This is a genomic window from Gracilibacillus salitolerans, from assembly GCF_009650095.1.
GTDB lineage: Bacteria > Bacillota > Bacilli > Bacillales > Amphibacillaceae > Gracilibacillus > Gracilibacillus salitolerans.
The window spans coordinates 1,125,656-1,144,844 of sequence record NZ_CP045915.1 but is presented as its reverse complement, the minus strand read 5'-3'; the positions used below and the strand labels follow the sequence as shown (position 1 = coordinate 1,144,844).

The 19,189-nt window shown below is 37.3% G+C and carries 17 protein-coding genes; 5 read left to right on the top strand and 12 right to left on the bottom strand.

Translation table 11 applies throughout. The features are described 5' to 3' along the window. Nucleotide 1: 1 nt before the first annotated feature. The 8 genes from GI584_RS05630 to GI584_RS05595 form a co-directional block, all read right to left on the bottom strand. Nucleotides 2-1,612, bottom strand: coding sequence for an FMN-binding glutamate synthase family protein (locus tag GI584_RS05630; protein WP_153790553.1), 1,611 nt, complete (start codon nt 1,610-1,612; stop codon nt 2-4). 679 nt (nt 1,613-2,291) lie between these two features. After that, entirely contained in the window at nt 2,292-3,830 is a 1,539-nt protein-coding gene (locus GI584_RS05625) for a BCCT family transporter (protein WP_153790552.1), read from the bottom strand. A gap of 229 nt (nt 3,831-4,059) precedes the next feature. Next, nucleotides 4,060-4,509: a Dps family protein gene (locus GI584_RS05620; RefSeq protein WP_153790551.1), complete on the bottom strand. Its 450-nt coding sequence runs from the start codon at nt 4,507-4,509 to the stop codon at nt 4,060-4,062. Nucleotides 4,510-5,111: 602 nt separating this feature from the next. Next, entirely contained in the window at nt 5,112-5,855 is a 744-nt protein-coding gene (locus GI584_RS05615; protein ID WP_153790550.1) for a tyrosine-protein phosphatase, read from the bottom strand. Between the two features lie 35 nt (nt 5,856-5,890). Continuing rightward, on the bottom strand, nt 5,891-6,679 hold the full coding sequence (locus GI584_RS05610) for a PhnE/PtxC family ABC transporter permease (RefSeq protein WP_153790549.1): 789 nt from the start codon (nt 6,677-6,679) through the stop codon (nt 5,891-5,893). Between the two features lie 24 nt (nt 6,680-6,703). After that, nucleotides 6,704-7,501: a phosphonate ABC transporter, permease protein PhnE gene (phnE, locus tag GI584_RS05605; RefSeq protein ID WP_198509472.1), complete on the bottom strand. Its 798-nt coding sequence runs from the start codon at nt 7,499-7,501 to the stop codon at nt 6,704-6,706. Continuing rightward, nucleotides 7,498-8,328 carry a phosphonate ABC transporter ATP-binding protein gene (gene phnC / locus GI584_RS05600; protein ID WP_194842128.1) on the bottom strand — a complete coding sequence of 277 codons (831 nt, stop codon included), beginning with the start codon at nt 8,326-8,328 and terminating at the stop codon, nt 7,498-7,500. The genes phnE and phnC overlap by 4 nt, the downstream gene beginning before the upstream one ends. Then, entirely contained in the window at nt 8,328-9,254 is a 927-nt protein-coding gene (locus GI584_RS05595; protein ID WP_194842127.1) for a phosphate/phosphite/phosphonate ABC transporter substrate-binding protein, read from the bottom strand. The genes phnC and GI584_RS05595 overlap by 1 nt, the downstream gene beginning before the upstream one ends. Nucleotides 9,255-9,616: 362 nt before the next feature. Here GI584_RS05595 and GI584_RS05590 point away from each other — a divergent pair, with 362 nt between their 5' ends. Then, nucleotides 9,617-10,264, top strand: a complete 648-nt coding sequence (locus tag GI584_RS05590; RefSeq protein WP_153790546.1) for a GntR family transcriptional regulator — start codon at nt 9,617-9,619, stop codon at nt 10,262-10,264. A 273-nt stretch (nt 10,265-10,537) separates the two neighbouring features. Here GI584_RS05590 and GI584_RS05585 read toward each other — a convergent pair whose 3' ends face one another. Then, nucleotides 10,538-10,852 (bottom strand): DUF3892 domain-containing protein, encoded by a 315-nt coding sequence (locus GI584_RS05585; RefSeq protein WP_153790545.1) that lies wholly within the window; start codon nt 10,850-10,852, stop codon nt 10,538-10,540. Nucleotides 10,853-11,044: 192 nt separating this feature from the next. On the opposite strand from GI584_RS05585, the gene GI584_RS05580 reads away from it, so the two are divergent. The 3 genes from GI584_RS05580 to GI584_RS05570 all read left to right on the top strand — a co-directional run bounded on the left by GI584_RS05580 (nt 11,045) and on the right by GI584_RS05570 (nt 14,840). Next, on the top strand, nt 11,045-12,193 hold the full coding sequence (locus GI584_RS05580; RefSeq protein ID WP_153790544.1) for a DEAD/DEAH box helicase: 1,149 nt from the start codon (nt 11,045-11,047) through the stop codon (nt 12,191-12,193). A gap of 500 nt (nt 12,194-12,693) precedes the next feature. After that, nucleotides 12,694-13,224 (top strand): hypothetical protein, encoded by a 531-nt coding sequence (locus tag GI584_RS05575; protein ID WP_153790543.1) that lies wholly within the window; start codon nt 12,694-12,696, stop codon nt 13,222-13,224. A gap of 377 nt (nt 13,225-13,601) precedes the next feature. After that, nucleotides 13,602-14,840, top strand: coding sequence for an IS110 family RNA-guided transposase (locus tag GI584_RS05570; RefSeq protein WP_153790542.1), 1,239 nt, complete (start codon nt 13,602-13,604; stop codon nt 14,838-14,840). A gap of 197 nt (nt 14,841-15,037) precedes the next feature. Here GI584_RS05570 and GI584_RS05565 read toward each other — a convergent pair whose 3' ends face one another. Together GI584_RS05565 and GI584_RS05560 are read right to left on the bottom strand one after the other, a co-directional pair. Beyond that, nucleotides 15,038-15,322 (bottom strand): hypothetical protein, encoded by a 285-nt coding sequence (locus tag GI584_RS05565; RefSeq protein ID WP_153790541.1) that lies wholly within the window; start codon nt 15,320-15,322, stop codon nt 15,038-15,040. An 892-nt stretch (nt 15,323-16,214) separates the two neighbouring features. Further along, nucleotides 16,215-16,793: an NAD(P)H-dependent oxidoreductase gene (locus GI584_RS05560; protein ID WP_153790540.1), complete on the bottom strand. Its 579-nt coding sequence runs from the start codon at nt 16,791-16,793 to the stop codon at nt 16,215-16,217. 120 nt (nt 16,794-16,913) lie between these two features. Here GI584_RS05560 and GI584_RS05555 point away from each other — a divergent pair, with 120 nt between their 5' ends. Further along, entirely contained in the window at nt 16,914-17,345 is a 432-nt protein-coding gene (locus tag GI584_RS05555) for a MarR family winged helix-turn-helix transcriptional regulator (RefSeq protein ID WP_153790539.1), read from the top strand. A 217-nt stretch (nt 17,346-17,562) separates the two neighbouring features. Here GI584_RS05555 and rlmD read toward each other — a convergent pair whose 3' ends face one another. Then, complete coding sequence (gene rlmD, locus GI584_RS05550) at nt 17,563-19,038, bottom strand: 23S rRNA (uracil(1939)-C(5))-methyltransferase RlmD (protein WP_153790538.1); 1,476 nt, start codon at nt 19,036-19,038, stop codon at nt 17,563-17,565. Between the last annotated feature and the right edge of the window lie 151 nt (nt 19,039-19,189).

Here is a 19,189-nt window from a genome sequence, read left to right as displayed (position 1 = left end):
TTTAAGAAATATCATTAATACCTTTCCGCTGTACCATTGCTTGATAGATGTCGTCTAATGACCATGTCCTGCCCTTATCGTCTAGATAAATTATGTGTTCTCTTGTAAATTTGGTCGGTGAATCTATGCCTGCTGCAGCTGCTAGCCGGAATAAACCTTTGCGCATGGTAATTAAGTAATTTGCAGTACGCCATTTTTTTTCTTCTATTACGAGTCCTTTTTGCAGATCAGGATCTGTCGTTGCGACGCCGACCGGACATGAATTGGATTGACATTGCAGTGCTTGGATACAACCAACTGTTATCATAAAAGCTCTAGCGATATTGACAAGATCTGCACCCATAGCTAGTGCAATGGCGATCCGGTCGGGTGAAAACATCTTCCCTGATGCGATAATTTTCAAGTTGTCTCGCACACCGTATTTCCGAAGGGCATTGTCGACTAACGGTAAAGCCGATCGAATCGGCAACCCCACACTATCCGCTAATTCTTGGTAGGATGCACCTGTTCCCCCTTCGCCACCATCTACTGTAATGAAATCTGGCCCAATACCCGTTTCCTTTATCGCTTTAGCAAGTTCATCAGCCTCCTGACTACTTCCAATAACAACCTTTATGCCTATAGGTTTTCCAGAATGTTCACGAACTTTTTCTATAAATTCAAATAAAGAAGGTAAGTCACTGAATTCACGAAAACGATTGGGACTGTCAATCGACTTAAAGGGCTCTACCATTCTTATTTTGGCGATTTCTTCTGTCACTTTCTCTGCGTCAATATGGCCACCTCGTGTTTTTGCACCTTGCGCTAATTTAATCTCGAACGCTTTCACTTCTGGGATGTTGCTTTTTTCTAATAATGCATCCCAACTAAAGTTTCCATCCATATCTCTTACCCCAAATAAGCCGGGGCCGATTTGCATAATAATATCTACACCACCCTTGAGATGGTATGCAGATACCCCACCTTCACCGGTGTTCATCCAAGTTCCTTTCGCAATTCCTAATCCTTCTGATAGTGCTGTAATAGCTCTCTCACCTAAAGAACCGTAACTTATTGCAGACATACCAACCTGCCCTTTAACCTTAAACGGGTGCCTTGTTTGTTTTCCGATCACAATTGCCTCATCATCTTCCAATAAATAAACAGGGGATTCATCCTTATCCAATCGCTCTTTTCTTTGAGCAAATAAAGGTTCATTAAGCAACAGATAGCGCTCCGTCGTCACTTTCGTTTCACGATTCATCTTTAATTCCTCCGTTAATTTAGGGAACAGAGAATTACGAATATAATATCCAGGCTCTTCAAAGTCGCGTTGTGATCCAAATCCAAAAACATCACGTTTGTATTTTGCCTTTTTCACTATATGTTGATAGTCGTTCCGTGAAAAAGGCTCTCCCTCACGGTTATTATTAAATAAATATTGACGTAACTCAGGTCCGATATTCTCTAAGAAATATCTAGTCCTCCCAATTAACGGATAATTACGAAGAATAGGATGTTGTTTTTGCCTTTTGTCTACACTAAATAGATAGAATCCACCAAACAAGAGTATAAGAATTACAATCGAACAAACTACAAATCCAATGATCGTCATGAAATTGGCAATATTCACATACCATTCCTCCCGTAAAATTGCTAACTTTAGTATGATCTTTTGTATGATTATTATGAATGGGAGAAACTTTATTGGAGGATATTTGCTTCCCATAATCCTGAAATATAACGAGTAATTCATCGTTTTTCTCTAATGATTTAGGAATTTGGTAAGAAACAGTGTAGGAATAACCGTTAGAATTATGTTTACTTTTGGTTCTCGCTCCTCAATTCTATGGGTTTCATGAACTAAAAAAGAAATGACAAACTGATTTGAGGGTAGTGTCAAACATAAACTACAGGTGCAGAGGGTTTTGTTTGCGTTGTTAGAGGTTTCAAACGAAATTATGTCATTAATGATGATTTAGAAAATCCATTCATGCACAGAAAATTATTGCTTCATTTGGATTACGTCCAAACCATGGTTTAAGAGTATTCCAAAAGGTCAAAATTATAATACAACAAACTGTTCTGGAAGATTGATAGCTAGTAATCTCTTACATAAAAAACCCATAGTAGCAAGCTTATGCTAGCTCTATGGTTTTTTTACTGCTTTTATAGTATACATTTTTACATCAACATCTATAATATAATCTGGCTTTGGCTTACCTTTATTTGCTTTATGTCCTGCTTACGTCCTCACCATTAAATGTACCGCTCTCTAAAAAGCTGTCCGGAAAAAAACAGACAGCTATTTATTATTTTCTATTAATTATATTTTGTTCTTTTGCCATTTTCTTCGCTATTCTTGGTGCATCCCAAAGCGATGGGAGAAGGAGTAATGATACTGGTGCTGCTGTCACAACAATAAAGTTTTGCAGCATACCGACCGTTTCCTCGCCAATTGCTAGCAAGGAAACAGCAACAATTCCAAACATCAGTGCCCAAAAGACACGAATTAAACGATTAGGCTCATCGGTACCACTTAAAGTCACCGCGACAGTATAGGACATTGAATCGGCCGTTGTCGCGACAAAAATAACCGATACAATGATAAATCCAATCGCCAGTACAGTTCCCAATGGGATTTGGTTCATAATTGCCATCACAGTAGCCGGCATACCACTTTCATTTAGGGCGGTTGAAACGGAACCTGGGTTTTCCATTTCATAAAAAATACCCGAACCACCAACAACAGTGAACCAAAAGTTACTGACAATCGGAGCAATAATGGAAACGGCAATAATCAATTCTCTTATTGTTCTTCCTCGAGATATTCTGCTGATAAACATAGCCATCATTGGACCATAGCCGATAAACCAACCCCAGAAAAAAATCGTCCACGACCCTAGCCAAGCCTGATCTACCCGATATAAACTCATCGTCAAAAAGTTTTGCAGATAAAAGGCTTCCGAACCGATAAATAGGTCGATAATAAACAAGGTTGGTCCAAGAAGTAACATAGCAAACATTAAAACAACGACCAAACTGACATTTACTCGGCTTAGCCATTGGATACCGTGCTCAATACCAGTTGCCGCCGAAATCGAAGCAATCACAGCTAAAAAGATAATGATCAAAGACTGTGTGATAAAAGTATTCGGAATACCCCATACTGCTTCCAATCCATAACCGACTTGAAGCCCTAAAAAACCGATTGGTCCTATTGTTCCTGCAGCTGTTGCTACAATAGAGACAATGTCAGCTAAAGAGCCAATAAAGCTATTTTTAAATATTTTCTTACCAAACATTGGATATAAAAAGGTCCGTGGCTTAAGTGGGTAGCCTTTGTGGTAATGGGCATACATTAGCACAATCGTAGTTAAAGTGCCCAGGCTAGCCCATGCTGTGAAGCCCCAGTGTAGGTAACTTTGTGCCATTGCAGGAAATGCGGCTGTCATCGTTCCTTCTTCGATGCCTGTAAATAGCGGAGGCGTGGTCAAATAATGATACATTGGTCCAGCCGCAGCCCAAAACACTCCCCCACTCGCTAAAAGTGTACACAAAATCATGGCGATCCAACGAAAATTGCTATTCTCCGGCTTGTCCATTTTGCCAAGCCGTACGCTTCCATATTTGCTAAAAGCTAGTATCAATCCAATGACAAACATCACGAGCAGTAACACTTGCCAATAGGCACCAAAATACTTTGCTGTAAAGGAGAATGAATCACTAATCCACTGCCCTACTAATTCTTCATTAAAAATGGAAGCGATGACGAATAGAACAAGCAGTCCTCCACTTACAATAAACGTCATCCAATCCAATTTTTCCTTCTTCCTATTACGGTCATCCATTCTTTTCCTCCTATAATAAATCCAATAACTTTTTATGTCAGTTATTATTCATGTCCTTTATCCATAAACTTATTAATTCAAAAAAGTTAAAGATAAATTTTTGTCTATTTAAACACAGACAATCAATTATAGGTTAGCGAGGAAAATAAGTCAAAAACTTCTTATATTTTAACTATGAGTGGTTAACCTTAACGTGGATTGATATTCTGACAGGGATTAGTAAACTACATTATTCGTATGCTAAGTATGCTGATAGCATCCATACATATTTTTCATACTTACCTTGTAAAGCAATTAACAAATCAGCTGTAGGCTCATCGTTATGCTCATTTGCTAGAGTTAATCCATCATTTCGAATTTCAGAAATAATTTGCTTATAATCATCCATTAGTTGTTGAATAATCTCATTCTCTTTATCATCAGCATTTGCTTCTACTAATGTAGTTTCTTCTAAATACTTAGACATTACAGCCAAAGGCTTTCCATCGATTGCTAAAATTCTTTCTGCCACTTCATCTAAATCTTCAGCAGTTTGTTTGTACATTTCTTCAAAGGTTGCATGTAGTTGAAAGAAATGCCTCCCTTGAACAAACCAGTGATAACGATGTAACTTAACATATAGAACGAAATGATTTGATAGTAATTGATTCAGAAAATTAATTAATCTTTGATTATCCATAGAGAGCCACCTTTTAACGCGTTTTTATAAACACTTTTTCTTATTTTTGCGTAGTATTATGGATTTATACATAAGATAATTAGGCGTCTAAACATTCTTCTAACTCATATAGAAGTGAAAAAAGCTCGAATAGTTAAGTTTTTGTTCAATTCCCATAATTATATAGTTGTCGAAATCCTCATGATAAAATATATCGTTTTGAATTGCCCCTAAATTGTTAAATAGAATTTCCGATTTTAGCCAATAAAAAAAGCACACCTGTCTTTTCTCTGTAACATTAACATTCTTTATCGTTTTCACTGCATTTTTATTTCTCTATTTAGAATGGATGGTCTTTTTCAAGTGCTTGGTCATTTAGAACACAATAGGTGGCCCCACCAATATGAAGGGGATTTCAAGCCCTCGTTTCTGGATAGCTGAGCAAGTATCATAACCGGCACATCATTGTCTTTCGACATCACCTTCTGTTATTGGATATTTCTGTAACACACATATGCTCACTCTGAAAGTCCACGGCATGCAAATAGAAAAAACGACGTTCCAACGATTGATTAAATCGCTAAAAAGCCGTCCACATCATATTCCTAAATATAATAAATTATTTATACGGCCACCACAGGGTCCTTCCCAACTAGCCTTGTCCTCACACCCATGACTGCGTCTTGCTCCACACCTTTAGCTAATAAATATTGCTCAACCGTTCCATAGTTGCTCCTTAGGTAATCATATGCCTTTGCAATATACTCACTCTTGGAGTAAATAAGTTCGACAGGAATCTTCTCGTGCAATTTTTCCAAATTATGCATCGATTCTAAGTTGGTATAACTAACCTCATAATTTGATAAAATGTCCTTTTTCTCCACTCCAGCCAGGCTTAACAGCAGCATTGCCAGGATACCTGTTCGATCTTTACCTGCCGCACAGTGAAAAATAATACTTCCTTCTTCAGCATGGGCAATACAATCAAATATTTGCTTGATAGCTTGATTATTTTCCAATAACTCCACATATAAATCGCCCATGTTTTGCTTCTCTGTCGTAAAGGCAATATTGGAAACCAATTCTGTGATAAGCGGAATATTGTGATACTGACAGAAAGCGGTATTTGCCAATCCATTCGGTTTTATTTCAATTTCATCTGCTCCACGTAAATCTATTACCGTGTGCACACCATATTCCTTTAAAAAGATAATATCTTCTTCTGTTAGCTTACTCATATCACTTGATCTTAATAATGCATGCCATTTTGTTTGCTGACCATATTGTGTATTATAACCGCCTAGCTCGCGGCAATTTTCAACCGATTCAAGCGGCAATCGGACCCAATTTAATTTTGCATTCTTCATATAGCTCTTTCCTCCTGTTTTCTTTGTTTGCACCTTTAACCATGCTTCACCATTGTCTTCAGTTTTGTCATCGAGAATTCTAAGACTAACATCACTAAACAGATTACGATTAAGATGGTGGTAGTTTGTGCGTAATCATAGGTAGCGATAGCCTTGGTTAACAGTAAGCCTATTCCACCTACCCCAATAATTCCTAAACCAATCGACTCTGCCACATTGCCTTCAAAGCGAACGGTAATCCAGCCAAAGAAGGCGGTGATACAGAGTGGAAGTAAGCCATGAAAAACAATATTCAACCAGGAAGCTCCTGTTGACCTCATGGCTTCCACAATGTCTATCCCAACTTCTTCAATACTTCCCGTAAATAGTTTCACAAGATAACCAACGGCAGATAACAACAAGGCAATAAAGCCTGATGTATACCCAAAGCCTAGACTAGCAATCACCATTAACCCCCATACAAGCGAGGGAACAGAGCGGATCACCGCAAAAAAACCTTTAATAAAATTAGCCAAGTATGTATTTGGGGTAATATTTTTTGCTGCTAAAAAACTCAGCAGTACCGCTACTACGACAGCGACAACCAAAGTCAGAAAGGCAAGTGATAAACTAGTTAAACTCGCTAGCAAAGCATCTGGGATCACACTTACATCTATTACCATCATTCTAGCAACAACTTCAGGCACATTTGCTAATCTTTTAATAAATTCTTGCACATCTAAATTAACTAATTTTATCGCTCCAAAAAACACGATTAGTAAAGTAATGATAGCTATGATCGATTTGCGGGCACTCCCTTTAGAAGTGATTCGAATACGTTCCATTATTTTCCCCTCCCCTACTATACGCTAAGCAATTCGGCTACGAATCGAATTCGTAATATACTCTGTTATTAAGATGATGCCGACAATAACAGTTATGATCGTCATGGCTTCCCCGTAATTAAATAGATTGATATTGGTATCAATCAAGACGCCGATTCCACCCGCTCCTACTAAACCTAAAACAGTGGATGCTCGCACATTAATTTCGAAGGCAAATAACGTCCAGTTAATCCAGGCTGGCACAAATTGCGGAATGACGCCATGGAATAATATTTGAAAATAGGAAGCACCATTTGCCTGTAATGCCTCCAGCTTGTCCCCAGAAATTTCATCGATCGAATCTGCATAGCTTTTTCCTAGGAACCCGACCGTAACAAGGATCAAGGCCAATACACCGACAATGCCACCAATACCAAAAATATAAACCAATAGAGCTCCCCATATAATAAAAGGTATATTTCTTAATATCGTAATAAACCCTCTGATAAATACCCGTAAAGGTTTAAATTTATTAGTATGTTCTGAGATTAAGATACCTAGTACAAAGGCAACAATCGTTGAAATATAAGTGGCAATAACTGCATATCCCAAGGTGTCAATCACTAATGGGATGTATTCGCTAAAATTCCCCAGATTTGGCGGAAGGAATTCTTGAAAGAAAAAAGCGAGAAAGTTTGGCACACCCATAATCATATCGATAAAGCTCAATTCCAAATAATAGACACAAAAAATTAAAGCTGCCAGCAAAGCGAACATAATAACAATCGTTTGTTTCGAATCACCTTGTTTTAATGGAATGTGATTATTCATTTGCCTTTTCATCGTTCTGCTCCAGTCATTTGTTTATCTTCATTAACAAATATGTCGGTGACACTGTTATCGTTTTGCAGTGGCATTTGGGTCTCTTTCCCTTCATAGATATCGCGGACGATTGGTTCTGTTAAATTGGCCGGTGGACCATCAAAAACAACTTGACCCTTTTTAATGCCGACAATTCGTGTTGCGTATTTCTTCGCATAATCAACCTGGTGGAGATTAACCACACACGTTAATTGTTTTTCCATCGAAATATTGTGTAGCTGCTGCATCACGATATTTGCTGATACTGGATCAAGCGATGCAATTGGTTCGTCTGCGAGTAGAATCTTCGGTCTTTGCAAAAGCGCCCGGCAAATGCCTACTCTTTGCATTTGTCCTCCAGATAATGCATCGGCCCGTTTATAGATTTGGTCTTCTAGTCCAACTTTTTTCAATAATTCCACCGCTTCTTGTTTATCTTGCTGACTATATAAACCGAATAAACTTTTATATAAAGGTGTATTGCTTAGTTGTCCATGAAGCACATTTTTAATAACATTGGTTCGGCTCACTAAATTATAATGCTGAAATATCATGCCAATCTTCGAACGTTTCTCCCGCAAACCTCGACCTTTTATGTTTTCCATATGCTGGCCATCAAAGACTACCGCTCCTTCTGTAGGGTCAACAAGTCGGTTGATGCAACGGATCAGTGTCGATTTTCCCGCTCCAGATGGACCAATCACCACAATAAACTCCCCCGGATAGAAATCAAGGGAAATACCATTTAGTGCACGTGTGTCTCTTCCATATACTTTTACTAAATCTTTGATTGATAATAGAGCTTCCATTATTCTTGTACATCCTCTAACGCATTGATGGTATCTAATGATTCTAAAGCAGAGTCATAATAATCGGGCTCTGTTGCTTTAAAGCGAGCTTTAGCATCACCATGAAGTGACTCAAAGTAAGATTCATCTTCAAATGATACAAAGGCATCTTGTAGTGCTTGCTTAAAATCTTCTGGTAAGTCACCACGAACCATATAGGAAGCATCTGGAATATCTTGTGTACGTCCGATAACTTTGATATCATCTGGATTAAAATTACCTGATTCAGCTGTCATTTCAATTACACTATGTGCCACCGCTGCTGCTTCAAAATCTCCCATACTGACACCCATTAAACTATTTGGATGACCTTCAGAGAAAGTAACATTTGCAAAGAAATAGCCGGATTGTTCCATTTTATCTGGATCTAAATCTAATTCCTGTACAAGCGTTGCCTTCGGGTAAAGATAACCAGAAGAAGAAGCTGCGTTAACAAAAGCAAAGTTTGTCCCTTCCAAATCTTCTATACTGTTGATTTCTTCATTATCTGCTTGCGTAATAAAAGAGGTGTAATAATTACTACCCTCTGGTAATGTTGGCGTGACTAATAATTCCGCTCCAGCCTTCTCTTTCGCCTGATAGTAACTCATTGGGCTACCAAGCATCACATCGAGATTTCCAGCAGCCATTGCTTCGATTCCAACTGCGTAGCTTGCTCCATCATGTTCCTCGACTTCAATACCAAGTTCTTCTGTCAGATGTTCTTTTAAAGCTCCATGCATGGAAGCAGCCTCAGTCGGATTATTTTCATCAGGCATTTGCACTAGTGTCATGCTTTCAGGCCATTCATTATTTTCTGCAGAAGTTTCACCTTCAGCGGTATTGCATGCTGCTAATAGGATTACTAAGAGAAGTGGTAACATAACTTTCTTCATTACATTTTTCATCATTTTTCTCTCCTTCATAATTTGTTTTAAATCACTTGCTTCATCCAATCGAATAAAACGTCAAACCGGCCTTCTTTTTTTAAAAACTTATTCATTAACTTCTTGCATTCATCTTGTATACAACTAGAATTCTAATTGCTTACAATGACAAATATACATCTCTTTTATTAAGGAAGTATTAATAGATTGCAAAAAGAATGTTAATCTTAGAATCGTGATTTATATTGATACTACAAATATTTATATAATGTAAATTCTTATCCAAGTCAAAAAACACCTTGTATACAAGATGATTAATGGTACTATTAGTTTAGGAATATTCAATTGTTGTTTACAAAGATATAGAGAAAGGAAAGAGCGAAATGAATGCTACGTCATTAGCGGAAAAGCCCTATTTGGAATTACGAAAACAGATTATTTACGGAGATATCATGCCAGGGGAGCTTTTATCAGAGAATAATCTTTCAAAAGAGTTTGAAATGAGTCGGACACCGATTCGTAATGCTTTGCTTTTTTTAGAAAATGACGGATTTGTCACCATTCTAAAAAATAGAGGTACCCTTGTGAAAGAAATTTCTTATAAGGAATTATTCGAAATCGTCGAGCTGAATAATTGTATAATGAATTATGCTGTCGAATTGCTACAAAAAGGGGCAATCAATTTGGATATTGCTCAAATTAAATTACATTTAGACAGGCAATTACAAGCAGAAGTAAATGACGAGTACGCGGTCTACCTCAAGCATTCTAATTTATTTGCCAGAACCATTGTGGAAAATACCCGCAATCAAATCATGCTGCAGACTTTTGATTCCTGGCGTGATAAAAGCTTCCGTGCTGGAATGATTGGATGGAAATTAAGACCTAATGATAAACATTACTCTGCCAATGTTTTGAATAGCAAGCTTTATGAGGCCCTTTCAACCGAGCAATATGATAAGATCAAAGCAATTTTAGAGGAAAATCACTATCGTATCCGTGAACGATTTATTAGGATGGGGAATATTTAGTTTTGCATTGTAACACATGTAGAGGTACTACCGGCTGGTGGTCAGTAGTACCTCTTTTTTTGGAACTGGAACACCTAAATGGAGAAAGGCATCTTATCATTTCAAGTTAGATAAGGCTAGATCATCACTTCAGCAGAAAGAATACAGGACGCTCGCATGATCTTTAACCACTTATAGTTCTTTCTTATTGATTTGTTGTGCTTTTGAAGCAGCATTGGAAGGGGACAAAGCCTTTACCCTTGATAGCTGCCATATGTTTCTTTATCAATGCAATTAAAATGTATCTAATTGATCTAGATTATTTTCTTTAATACCGTCAGGTTCACTACGGATAATGTCTCGACCATATTTATGAAATACATCGACATGCTCAATTTTTCCTGCTTTTGCTTCATCAATTGCGGTTACGTAGTCTAACTCTCTGCCGCTATTCGTTTTAAATGCAATAATATCGCCCTCATCATTTTTTCGAACAGCAACAATTTGTTCTTTTCCAAGCTCTCCTGATGCTGGCACTTCCTGCTGAGCTTGTTCCTCACCCTGCTGTTTATAATCTTGAAATATTTTCTCGAATTCTTGATTGTCCATATTCTACACCTCCTGAACATACATTTAGTTTATAACGAAGGAAAAATTTTATGTGTAATCTCTCCCCAGCTTATGGAGAGCACATAATCGATTTGATTTATCACAAAATAATGGTACAAGTTGACGTATATAGTAATCCGCATTACTCTGAATAAAGATGTACGAATTGAAGCATTAAAAGGAGCATTAGAAATGAATAAAATTCAATCATTAAATGAAGTATTACCTGACCTGAAACCGTTTCTTCAAACCATATGGGATAAATCCGGATTTGAAAAGCTAACAGCCATTCAACTACATACGGCCCGTTTTATAATCGACGGAAAAGATATCATTGCTGAGTCACCAACAGGCAGCGGTAAAACGCTAGCTTACCTTTTACCACTTTTGCAACAAATCGACCCAACTCAAAAAAATACCCAAGTTGTTATCTTAGCATCATCCCATGAACTGGTGATGCAAATAAATCAAGAAGTTCAGGAGTGGTCAAGGGATAGTGGAATAGGAAGTGCTACACTGATTGGTGGAGCAAACGTAAAACGACAAATTGAAAAGTTGAAAAAGAAACCGCAAATCGTAATTGGAACACCAGGAAGAATGAACGAACTAATTAACCAGAAAAAATTAAAGATGCATCAAGTAAAAACGATTGTATTGGATGAAGCAGATCAACTGTTAGTACCCGAACATATACCTACTATCGAAAAAATCGTGAAAAGTACCTTGAGTGACCGGCAAGTGCTCGTCTTTTCGGCAACTCTACCTAAAATAGTACAATCAAAGGCAGAAGAACTAATGAACAGTCCTGAAGTAATTCGAGTAGGTAAAGAAGATGATGATCGACCAAATGTAGTGTATATGTATCTTGTTTGTGAAGCGAGAGATAAGATTGAACCGCTGCGAAAGCTCGTACGAAATCATGAAATGAAAGCATTAGTATTCGTCAAAGACATTACAACGCTTTCGGTACTGGCAGAAAAACTAGATTATATGGGAATCAATGCAGGAGTTTTACATAGTGACTCCAAAAAGCAAGAGCGCGCTAAAGCAATTAAAGAATTCCGCGAAGGAAAATCTGATCTACTACTAGCTTCAGATGTTGCTGCAAGAGGCTTAGATATCCCTGATTTATCTCATGTTATTCATATGGACTTGCCTAAAGAGACGACACAATTTGTTCATCGTTCCGGAAGAACTGGGCGGTTGGGTGCTGAATCAGGAACCGTTGTAGCCATTGTCACGGAGAGTGAGGAGCGACAACTGCAGAAGTTTAGTCGCCAGTTAAATCTTACTTTTTCAAAGAAAATCCTATTCAAAGGGAAATTAGTTGATTCAAAATAAAGTGAGACTATGATCAGTGGGGGTCTTACAGACGTTTAGCACCGTGATAATTCACTTTCCCTATTGCTTTTTTTAAAACATATCTATGATACCTATTAAATGTTTTATTAGTTGAAACTTCTTCCTTTACGGGATAGGTGATGCTGTAAACGGGATAATGAATAGGCATCACAGGATATATTGCTCGCTTAACGCGGGATAAGTCATTATTTCCCGCCAAGCGGAGTATGTATCTCGTGAAGCAAGAGAGTTATCAGTTGTGTATCAAAATCTTGAAAATTAAGATCTGTTTTCAGAGATTTAACACTCTAGAAAATTTTTTTACTTCGTCTATCATTTCTTTATTTACTACACGCTTATATTTAATAAAGCTTTATTAAAAGCCATAGGATGAAGTTACTATTTGTATTGCCCGAAACCATTGCTAGCAATATAGTTAGTTGGAAAATTGAAATAGTATTGATATAATTCATACAAATCTATAAAAAGGTGGGGTTGTTATGACTACAATTGCGTCAATTGTTCAAACGTTAGAAGACAGGAATCCGCTTCCACCTCTTTGTCCAGAAGAAACGTGGAAGCCTGAATTATCAAAGGAGATTAATGATTTATCCGAGGAAGAAATCACGGGAAAAACTGCTCCTTCAAGACTTACTACCCTTGCAACTCGTTCTGGCTTATTGCTATGGAACGACGACCTCTACGCTTCACATGCGATTTCACAAAATATTTCAGAACCAATCGGCAGCTATTGGCACGGGATTATGCACCGACGAGAAGGTGACTTTGGCAACTCAAAGTATTGGTTTAGTAAGATTGGCGATTCCCCAATTTTCGAAGAGTTGTATGAACAAGGTAAAGAAATCTACCCGAAAATAAAGGAATGGAAACAATGGGATCCTTCCCTTTTTATCGATGAGGTAGAAGAAGTAACGTCCAAAGGCGAAGAAGATACGCAACGTGGCAAGCAATTACGACAGCTACAAGCGCTAGAAATATCATTGTTGTTACAATATAGCTTGCACCAGTAACAAATGGGATAAGGTATCAGGGCACCGTATATGGACAATTGTCTTTTTACGGTGCCTGCCCCCTTTAACGCATAAGGTCTACGTTTCTTGTTCCAAATAAGCCCCCCGTTCGTAATATAAGGTTAGCCAGATATTTAAAGAGTATCCTTTATTTTCTGGTTGACCTTTTTTTATATGGTCTTATTATAACGGTAGTCGGGGTAGAACGTCGCACCCGTGGGACTCGATCCCGTTAGCTAAACTGTTCACCCCCTACTTGTATAAACATGTTTCAGGCTGGTTGGGACAATAGATCCCGTTTAACAAGCGAACCTATGACATTACAAGAAGCCTTTAGGGGATACCGACTAATTTATTATTCTAGGAGGAGATATTCTATGAATCCAGTCGTTGGTCTGGATGTTTCAAAAGGGGAAAGTCAGCTCCAAGCTTTTTTAGATAAAGGTAAACCATATCGTAAAAGCTTTAGTATTAAGCATGATCTTAATGGACTAGGTAACTTACTAGAATTTCTTGAAGAAGTTGAAGACGCAGCTAATGGCAATCCACCTTCGGTAGTTCTAGAGTCAACTGGTCACTATCATACTCCCGTTATTCAATTTTTGGAGGAACAACAGTATGTTTATATTATAGTAAATCCTCTCATTTCACATCGTGCCAAAAGTTCAAGTCTGCGTAAGGTTAAAACAGATGCTGTGGATGCCTATCACCTTTGTGAGCTGTTTTATAAAGAAGAATTAGAACCTTATAAAAAGCGAGGCATTCAGCTATTAAACCTTCGCAATCTTACTAGACAACAGGAAAGCATTGCAGAAATATCCGCAAAAACTAAGTTGCAGCTGCACTCTTTGATGGATCAGGTATTTCCAGAATATAGAGGTGTATTTGGTAGTTTATATTCTAAGGTTTCGTTGCTTACTTTACTTGAATTCCCAACATCTGAGGCAGTTTTGAAGATGAGTGAAAGAGAATTAGCAGACAGGATTGGTGCGTTATGTAAGAGTCGTTCCGACCTCTGGGCAATAGAAAAAGCACAGAAACTAAGAGATGCAGCTCTTCGTAATCCATTTAAGAAAAACTTATACGAGAGTCATATCTTTAATCTTGAGGTGTTGGTGACGATTGTTCTTCAATACCAAGAGCATCTATCGAAAATTGCGACTGAAATAGATGCCCTCGCTAATGAAATTGAAGAATATCATATACTCCAGTCTATCCCTGGTATCGGAGAAAAAATCGCCGGCACGATTATTTCTGAAGTTGGAGAGATAGATAGGTTCAATGATGCCAAAAAGCTCGTTGCATTTGCTGGAGTAGATCCAAGTGTTTATTCCTCTGGTAAGTTTACGGCATCCGTTAATCGAATTACTAAACGAGGATCCAATAGACTTCGCCATGCCTTATATATGGCGGTCCAAAGTGGTATTCGAGATTCTCGTAAAAAGAAGACAACAGATGATATCATGGCACGCAATAAAAGATTAAGAGAGTTTTACGATAAAAAACGTGAAGAAGGAAAACCCTTTAGAGTAGCAGTTATTGCATGTGTTAACAAGCTCTTACATTGGATTTACGCTTTACTAAAAAGCAGAACTACTTTCCAAGATATAGCTTAGAAACTATATCTAACTAAATACAACAAATCCTTCCAATTACAACTAATAGGAAGGTTATTTAGCATGTTCTTTTTTAGTATATCATGGGTATTTTAATTTTTTTATTGAAAAATATTGACAAACTATTAGCTGGTTTAGTTATACATAAAGACTTACACATTAATTGCATATTATATAAATGATGTGACAATAAGTAATTATTTCTTACCTTTTAGTTCTAAAAGTATAGGTGCTATATTTAGTAAGATAGAAACAATTGCCAAAAACCATAATGCCCTTTCCATACCAGGAACTACATCCGATAAAGCTGCCCAATCTTCCACTTTTACCCACCGAGATACAAGACTGTATTCTGCACAAAGTGTTAATGCTGTAAATGATAATCCCATCGCCATAGCAAGCTTATAATCCTTTCCTGCTTTATACATATAAAGATTTATAAAAGTTGCTACTATAGCAATAACCCCTAATATTACCCACATAACTATACCTCCATATATTTTTATTTTTGTTGTGTAATAATACTAATGTGCATCATCTCAATTTTTTGCATTACTTTTTTATTAGACATTAATACGTCAAATCTTATTTCACAGTAAATGCTCATTCCTTTTGTGATTTCTTATTGAAAAAATCTGCCCGTTTAAGTGAATAACTTCACAACATAATCAATCTTCACACTAAAATTATACCAAAAATTAACAAGTAGTTGTTCCCTTATTTTACACAATAATGATAATTGTTGCTTCGCAGTATACGTTTACTTCGTCTACTATGCAATATAAGATTTCTCTTGTCATTTATTACTTCATCATTTGCCACCCATTTTTTAATATATAAGATGATTCTATTATACTACCTTTTTGGGGGAATTAAGGTGGAGCGAATGACAATATATTTCCAGTTAAGATATGGTTTACCGATTATTCATTATTCAACTTTTATTTAACTCCAAATATAAACTTGAACAAAAAGTAGTAAATAGAGAATGAAAATCCGTTCAAATCTTCAAAAGCAAAAGAAAAATACATCATCCTTCTAACAGGTGGAAATCGTATAAATGTTTGGACCAATATTTCAGCTGCTTATGATCTGCATCGATATATTGTTGATCAGGGATCGACGTCAAATATTTAACCGAATCAGAGAATTTCGATCAAAATTTTGCTTATACTTAAAAAAGCAGGAACCTGTCAAGTCCCTGCTTATCTCTTCAACATTATCTCCGCTACGTTTTCTACATGTGGCTTGGTAGTAAGATGATACTGTTATCTATAAATATTATTTTTGCGAGCAGTCTCTACAATCACTAATATTTCCTCTTTTTCCTCTAGACAACTAGCAGATGATTTTATGATGTTAAGCTATGTTTATTCAATTTTTGAAATATTTATATACTTTTTTTATTTTATTCTGATGTTTACCCTTTGAATTTTCCATATTCCCAAACTCAAAAAACTTTACCTTTTTAATGCCTACGTATTGAAATAATGCTTTACGCATTAAAACTTTATGAGTATTATTTAGCCAAAACATTGGATAAAAGGTTGGACCTTTCATTACAGAAATACATACGACTGATTTCCCCTTCAACAAACCGTCTGGCAACAACTTACCATTATCCTTGTAGGCAAATCCTGAAGCAAACATTTTATCAATATAACCCATTAACATAGCAGGAGGTCTTCCCCACCATATAGGGTAGATAAAAATAATCTTTTCAGCCCACGATAGTTGATCCCGATATTTTTCTAATTCTGGATCTTTATACATATCTCTTCTCTTCTTTTTCTCCCCAAATTGAAGGACCGGATCAAAATTTTCACCATATAAATCCAAAACTTGAACATTTTGTATAACATGGTTTTCCTCACACCCTCGAAGTACCCCTTGTAAAAATGCATAGCTCAAGCTTTGATGATTTGGATGGGTAAAAACAATTAAAACGTTCACTATTAAACACCTCATTTGTTATCATTTGATAACTAAATACTAACACTCACCCAATTTAGTTGTCAATTGACAATTGTTTTTTGATAATATATTTGATAATTTGTAAATGAGGTGATTTATATGGACAGAGGTAATCTTTTCCAACAGTTTGTTCGATTTACTGCATCCGTACATCAAGTGACAAACGATATGACAAAAGAAATCAAAATTGAAAACATAACTACCGTTCAATACAAAATATTAGAGTTCATTACAGTTAGCCAACCTGTAACTCTTAGTGAAATCAGTGAATGCTTGCATTTATCTTTACCTAATTCTAGCCGTGAGTTAAAAAAATTAATTCAAAGCCAACTATGCGAAAAAATTATTGATCCGAATGATCGTCGCAAGTTTGACATTCGTCTTACAGAGAATGGAACGGCGCTAATGAATAAAGTGTTTCGACAGCTTGAATTAAAATTTCAAGAGCGAATTAACAATTTGACAGAGCCCGAACTAAAAGAAATAGAAGAGGCAATCCAAATTTTACAAACTAAATTTTTGCATAGGTGAAATGGAAAGGACCAATATGAAAGAAATCATGGTCTTTATGTTAATTTTAAAAAGTTATAATATAACTCGTATTTCCATAAGAAAGACCTCTAGCATTTGCTTTTTCATTTAAGAGTAAGACACTAGGGGTCAAAAAATCCCCCGAACTAATAGTCCGAGGGAACATAAAACACACACTTCTATCTATAATTAAGACCACTAAACTTATGATATCAAGCTATTTCAACACTATCTCCGCTACGTTTTCTACATGCACCGTCTGTGGAAACATATCCACTGGCTGCATCCCTTTTACCTTATATCCGTTCTGTACTAAATATCTCATATCCCGCACCTGCGTCACCGGATTGCAGGACACATAAACTATACGTTCTGGCTTAAGCTTAACGACACTAGACAAGAACGCTTCATCACTCCCGCTTCGTGGTGGATCCATAATTACTACATCCGCTTTCTCACCACGTGCTGCCATCTCCATCATGAATTCCCCGGAATCGCCTTGATAGAAACGGGCATTTTTCACGCCGTTGCGCTTTGAATTGCGGATTGCGTCTCGAACAGCATCCTTATTCAACTCTACTCCAATGACTTTGCCAGCCTTTTGACTAGCAATCAGACCAATTGTACCGATCCCACAGTACGCATCAATTACGGTTTCACTTCCAGTCAACTGGGCCATTTCAATGGCTTTTGCATATAACTTTTCCGTCTGGACCGGATTAATCTGATAGAAGGATTTCGCGGAAATATCAAACTTCATTCCACACAGGGTGTCTGTTATAGTCCCTTTACCGAACAACACTTTCTCCTGACCACCTAGAACCATGCTCGTATCCCGGTTATTTACGTTCATCAGGATGGTGGTAATCTCCGGGTGCGCCTTCCTAAGAGCTTTTACAAAATTATTCTTACCTTTAAAAATAGGTGAAGCTACAACCAGCACCACCATGATCTCACCACTGACCTTGCCGACCTTCACCAGTACGTGACGCAGGAAACCTCGTCCAGTGTCTTCATTATATGGCTGCATTTTAAAGGACTTCATCATGTCCTTAATCGTTTGCCAGATCTCATCCGCTTTCGGATCGTGAATGAGACACCGATCCATCGAGATAAGCTGATGACTATTCTGAGCGTATAACCCACCAATAATCTGCCGTTCCTTATTCAGACCAAATGTTGTATGGCTCTTGTTCCGGTAATCATACGGATGATCCATTGTTAAAATGGGTTCTGGCTTACCGAATGGTTTCATCAATTCATCTATTGTTTCCTGCTTGAAACGCTTTTGCGCCTGCTCGTTCATATGCTGCAGCTGACATCCCCCGCAATCATAATAATACGAACATACTGGCTTGATCCGGTCTTTTGACGAGGCGATTACCCGCTTCAATTCCGTATTAACATATCGCCCACTAGTGGACAAAGTAATCTCAGCCGTTTCACCTGGCAATAGATGCTCTACCTCTAGCTGCTTTCCATCCCACTGGACTATGCCTTTCCCCTCATTGGTCAGGCCTGTACAGGTCACCTCTGCGGTTATAGTTTTCTTGTTACCTTGACGCTTCTTTGTAATCGAAGGCTTGCCTTGGGATTTGTTACCCTTTTTAGTTGTCAGTGCGGAGCTCTTTTTCTCATGCTTTTTTTTCGATTTTTTTCCCGGTTTATGTCCATTCTGTTTGCTTTTATTCATAGGCACTTCCTATCTATTTTTTCTTTGGTTTCTCATTATATACTATTCACAAAAAGTAGTAAAACTAACTATTACAAAAAGACTGGCACCAAATATTGGATTGTCAATCCTTCCTCTAGCCAATGCTCATGTGAGTAAACAGTACTCATGA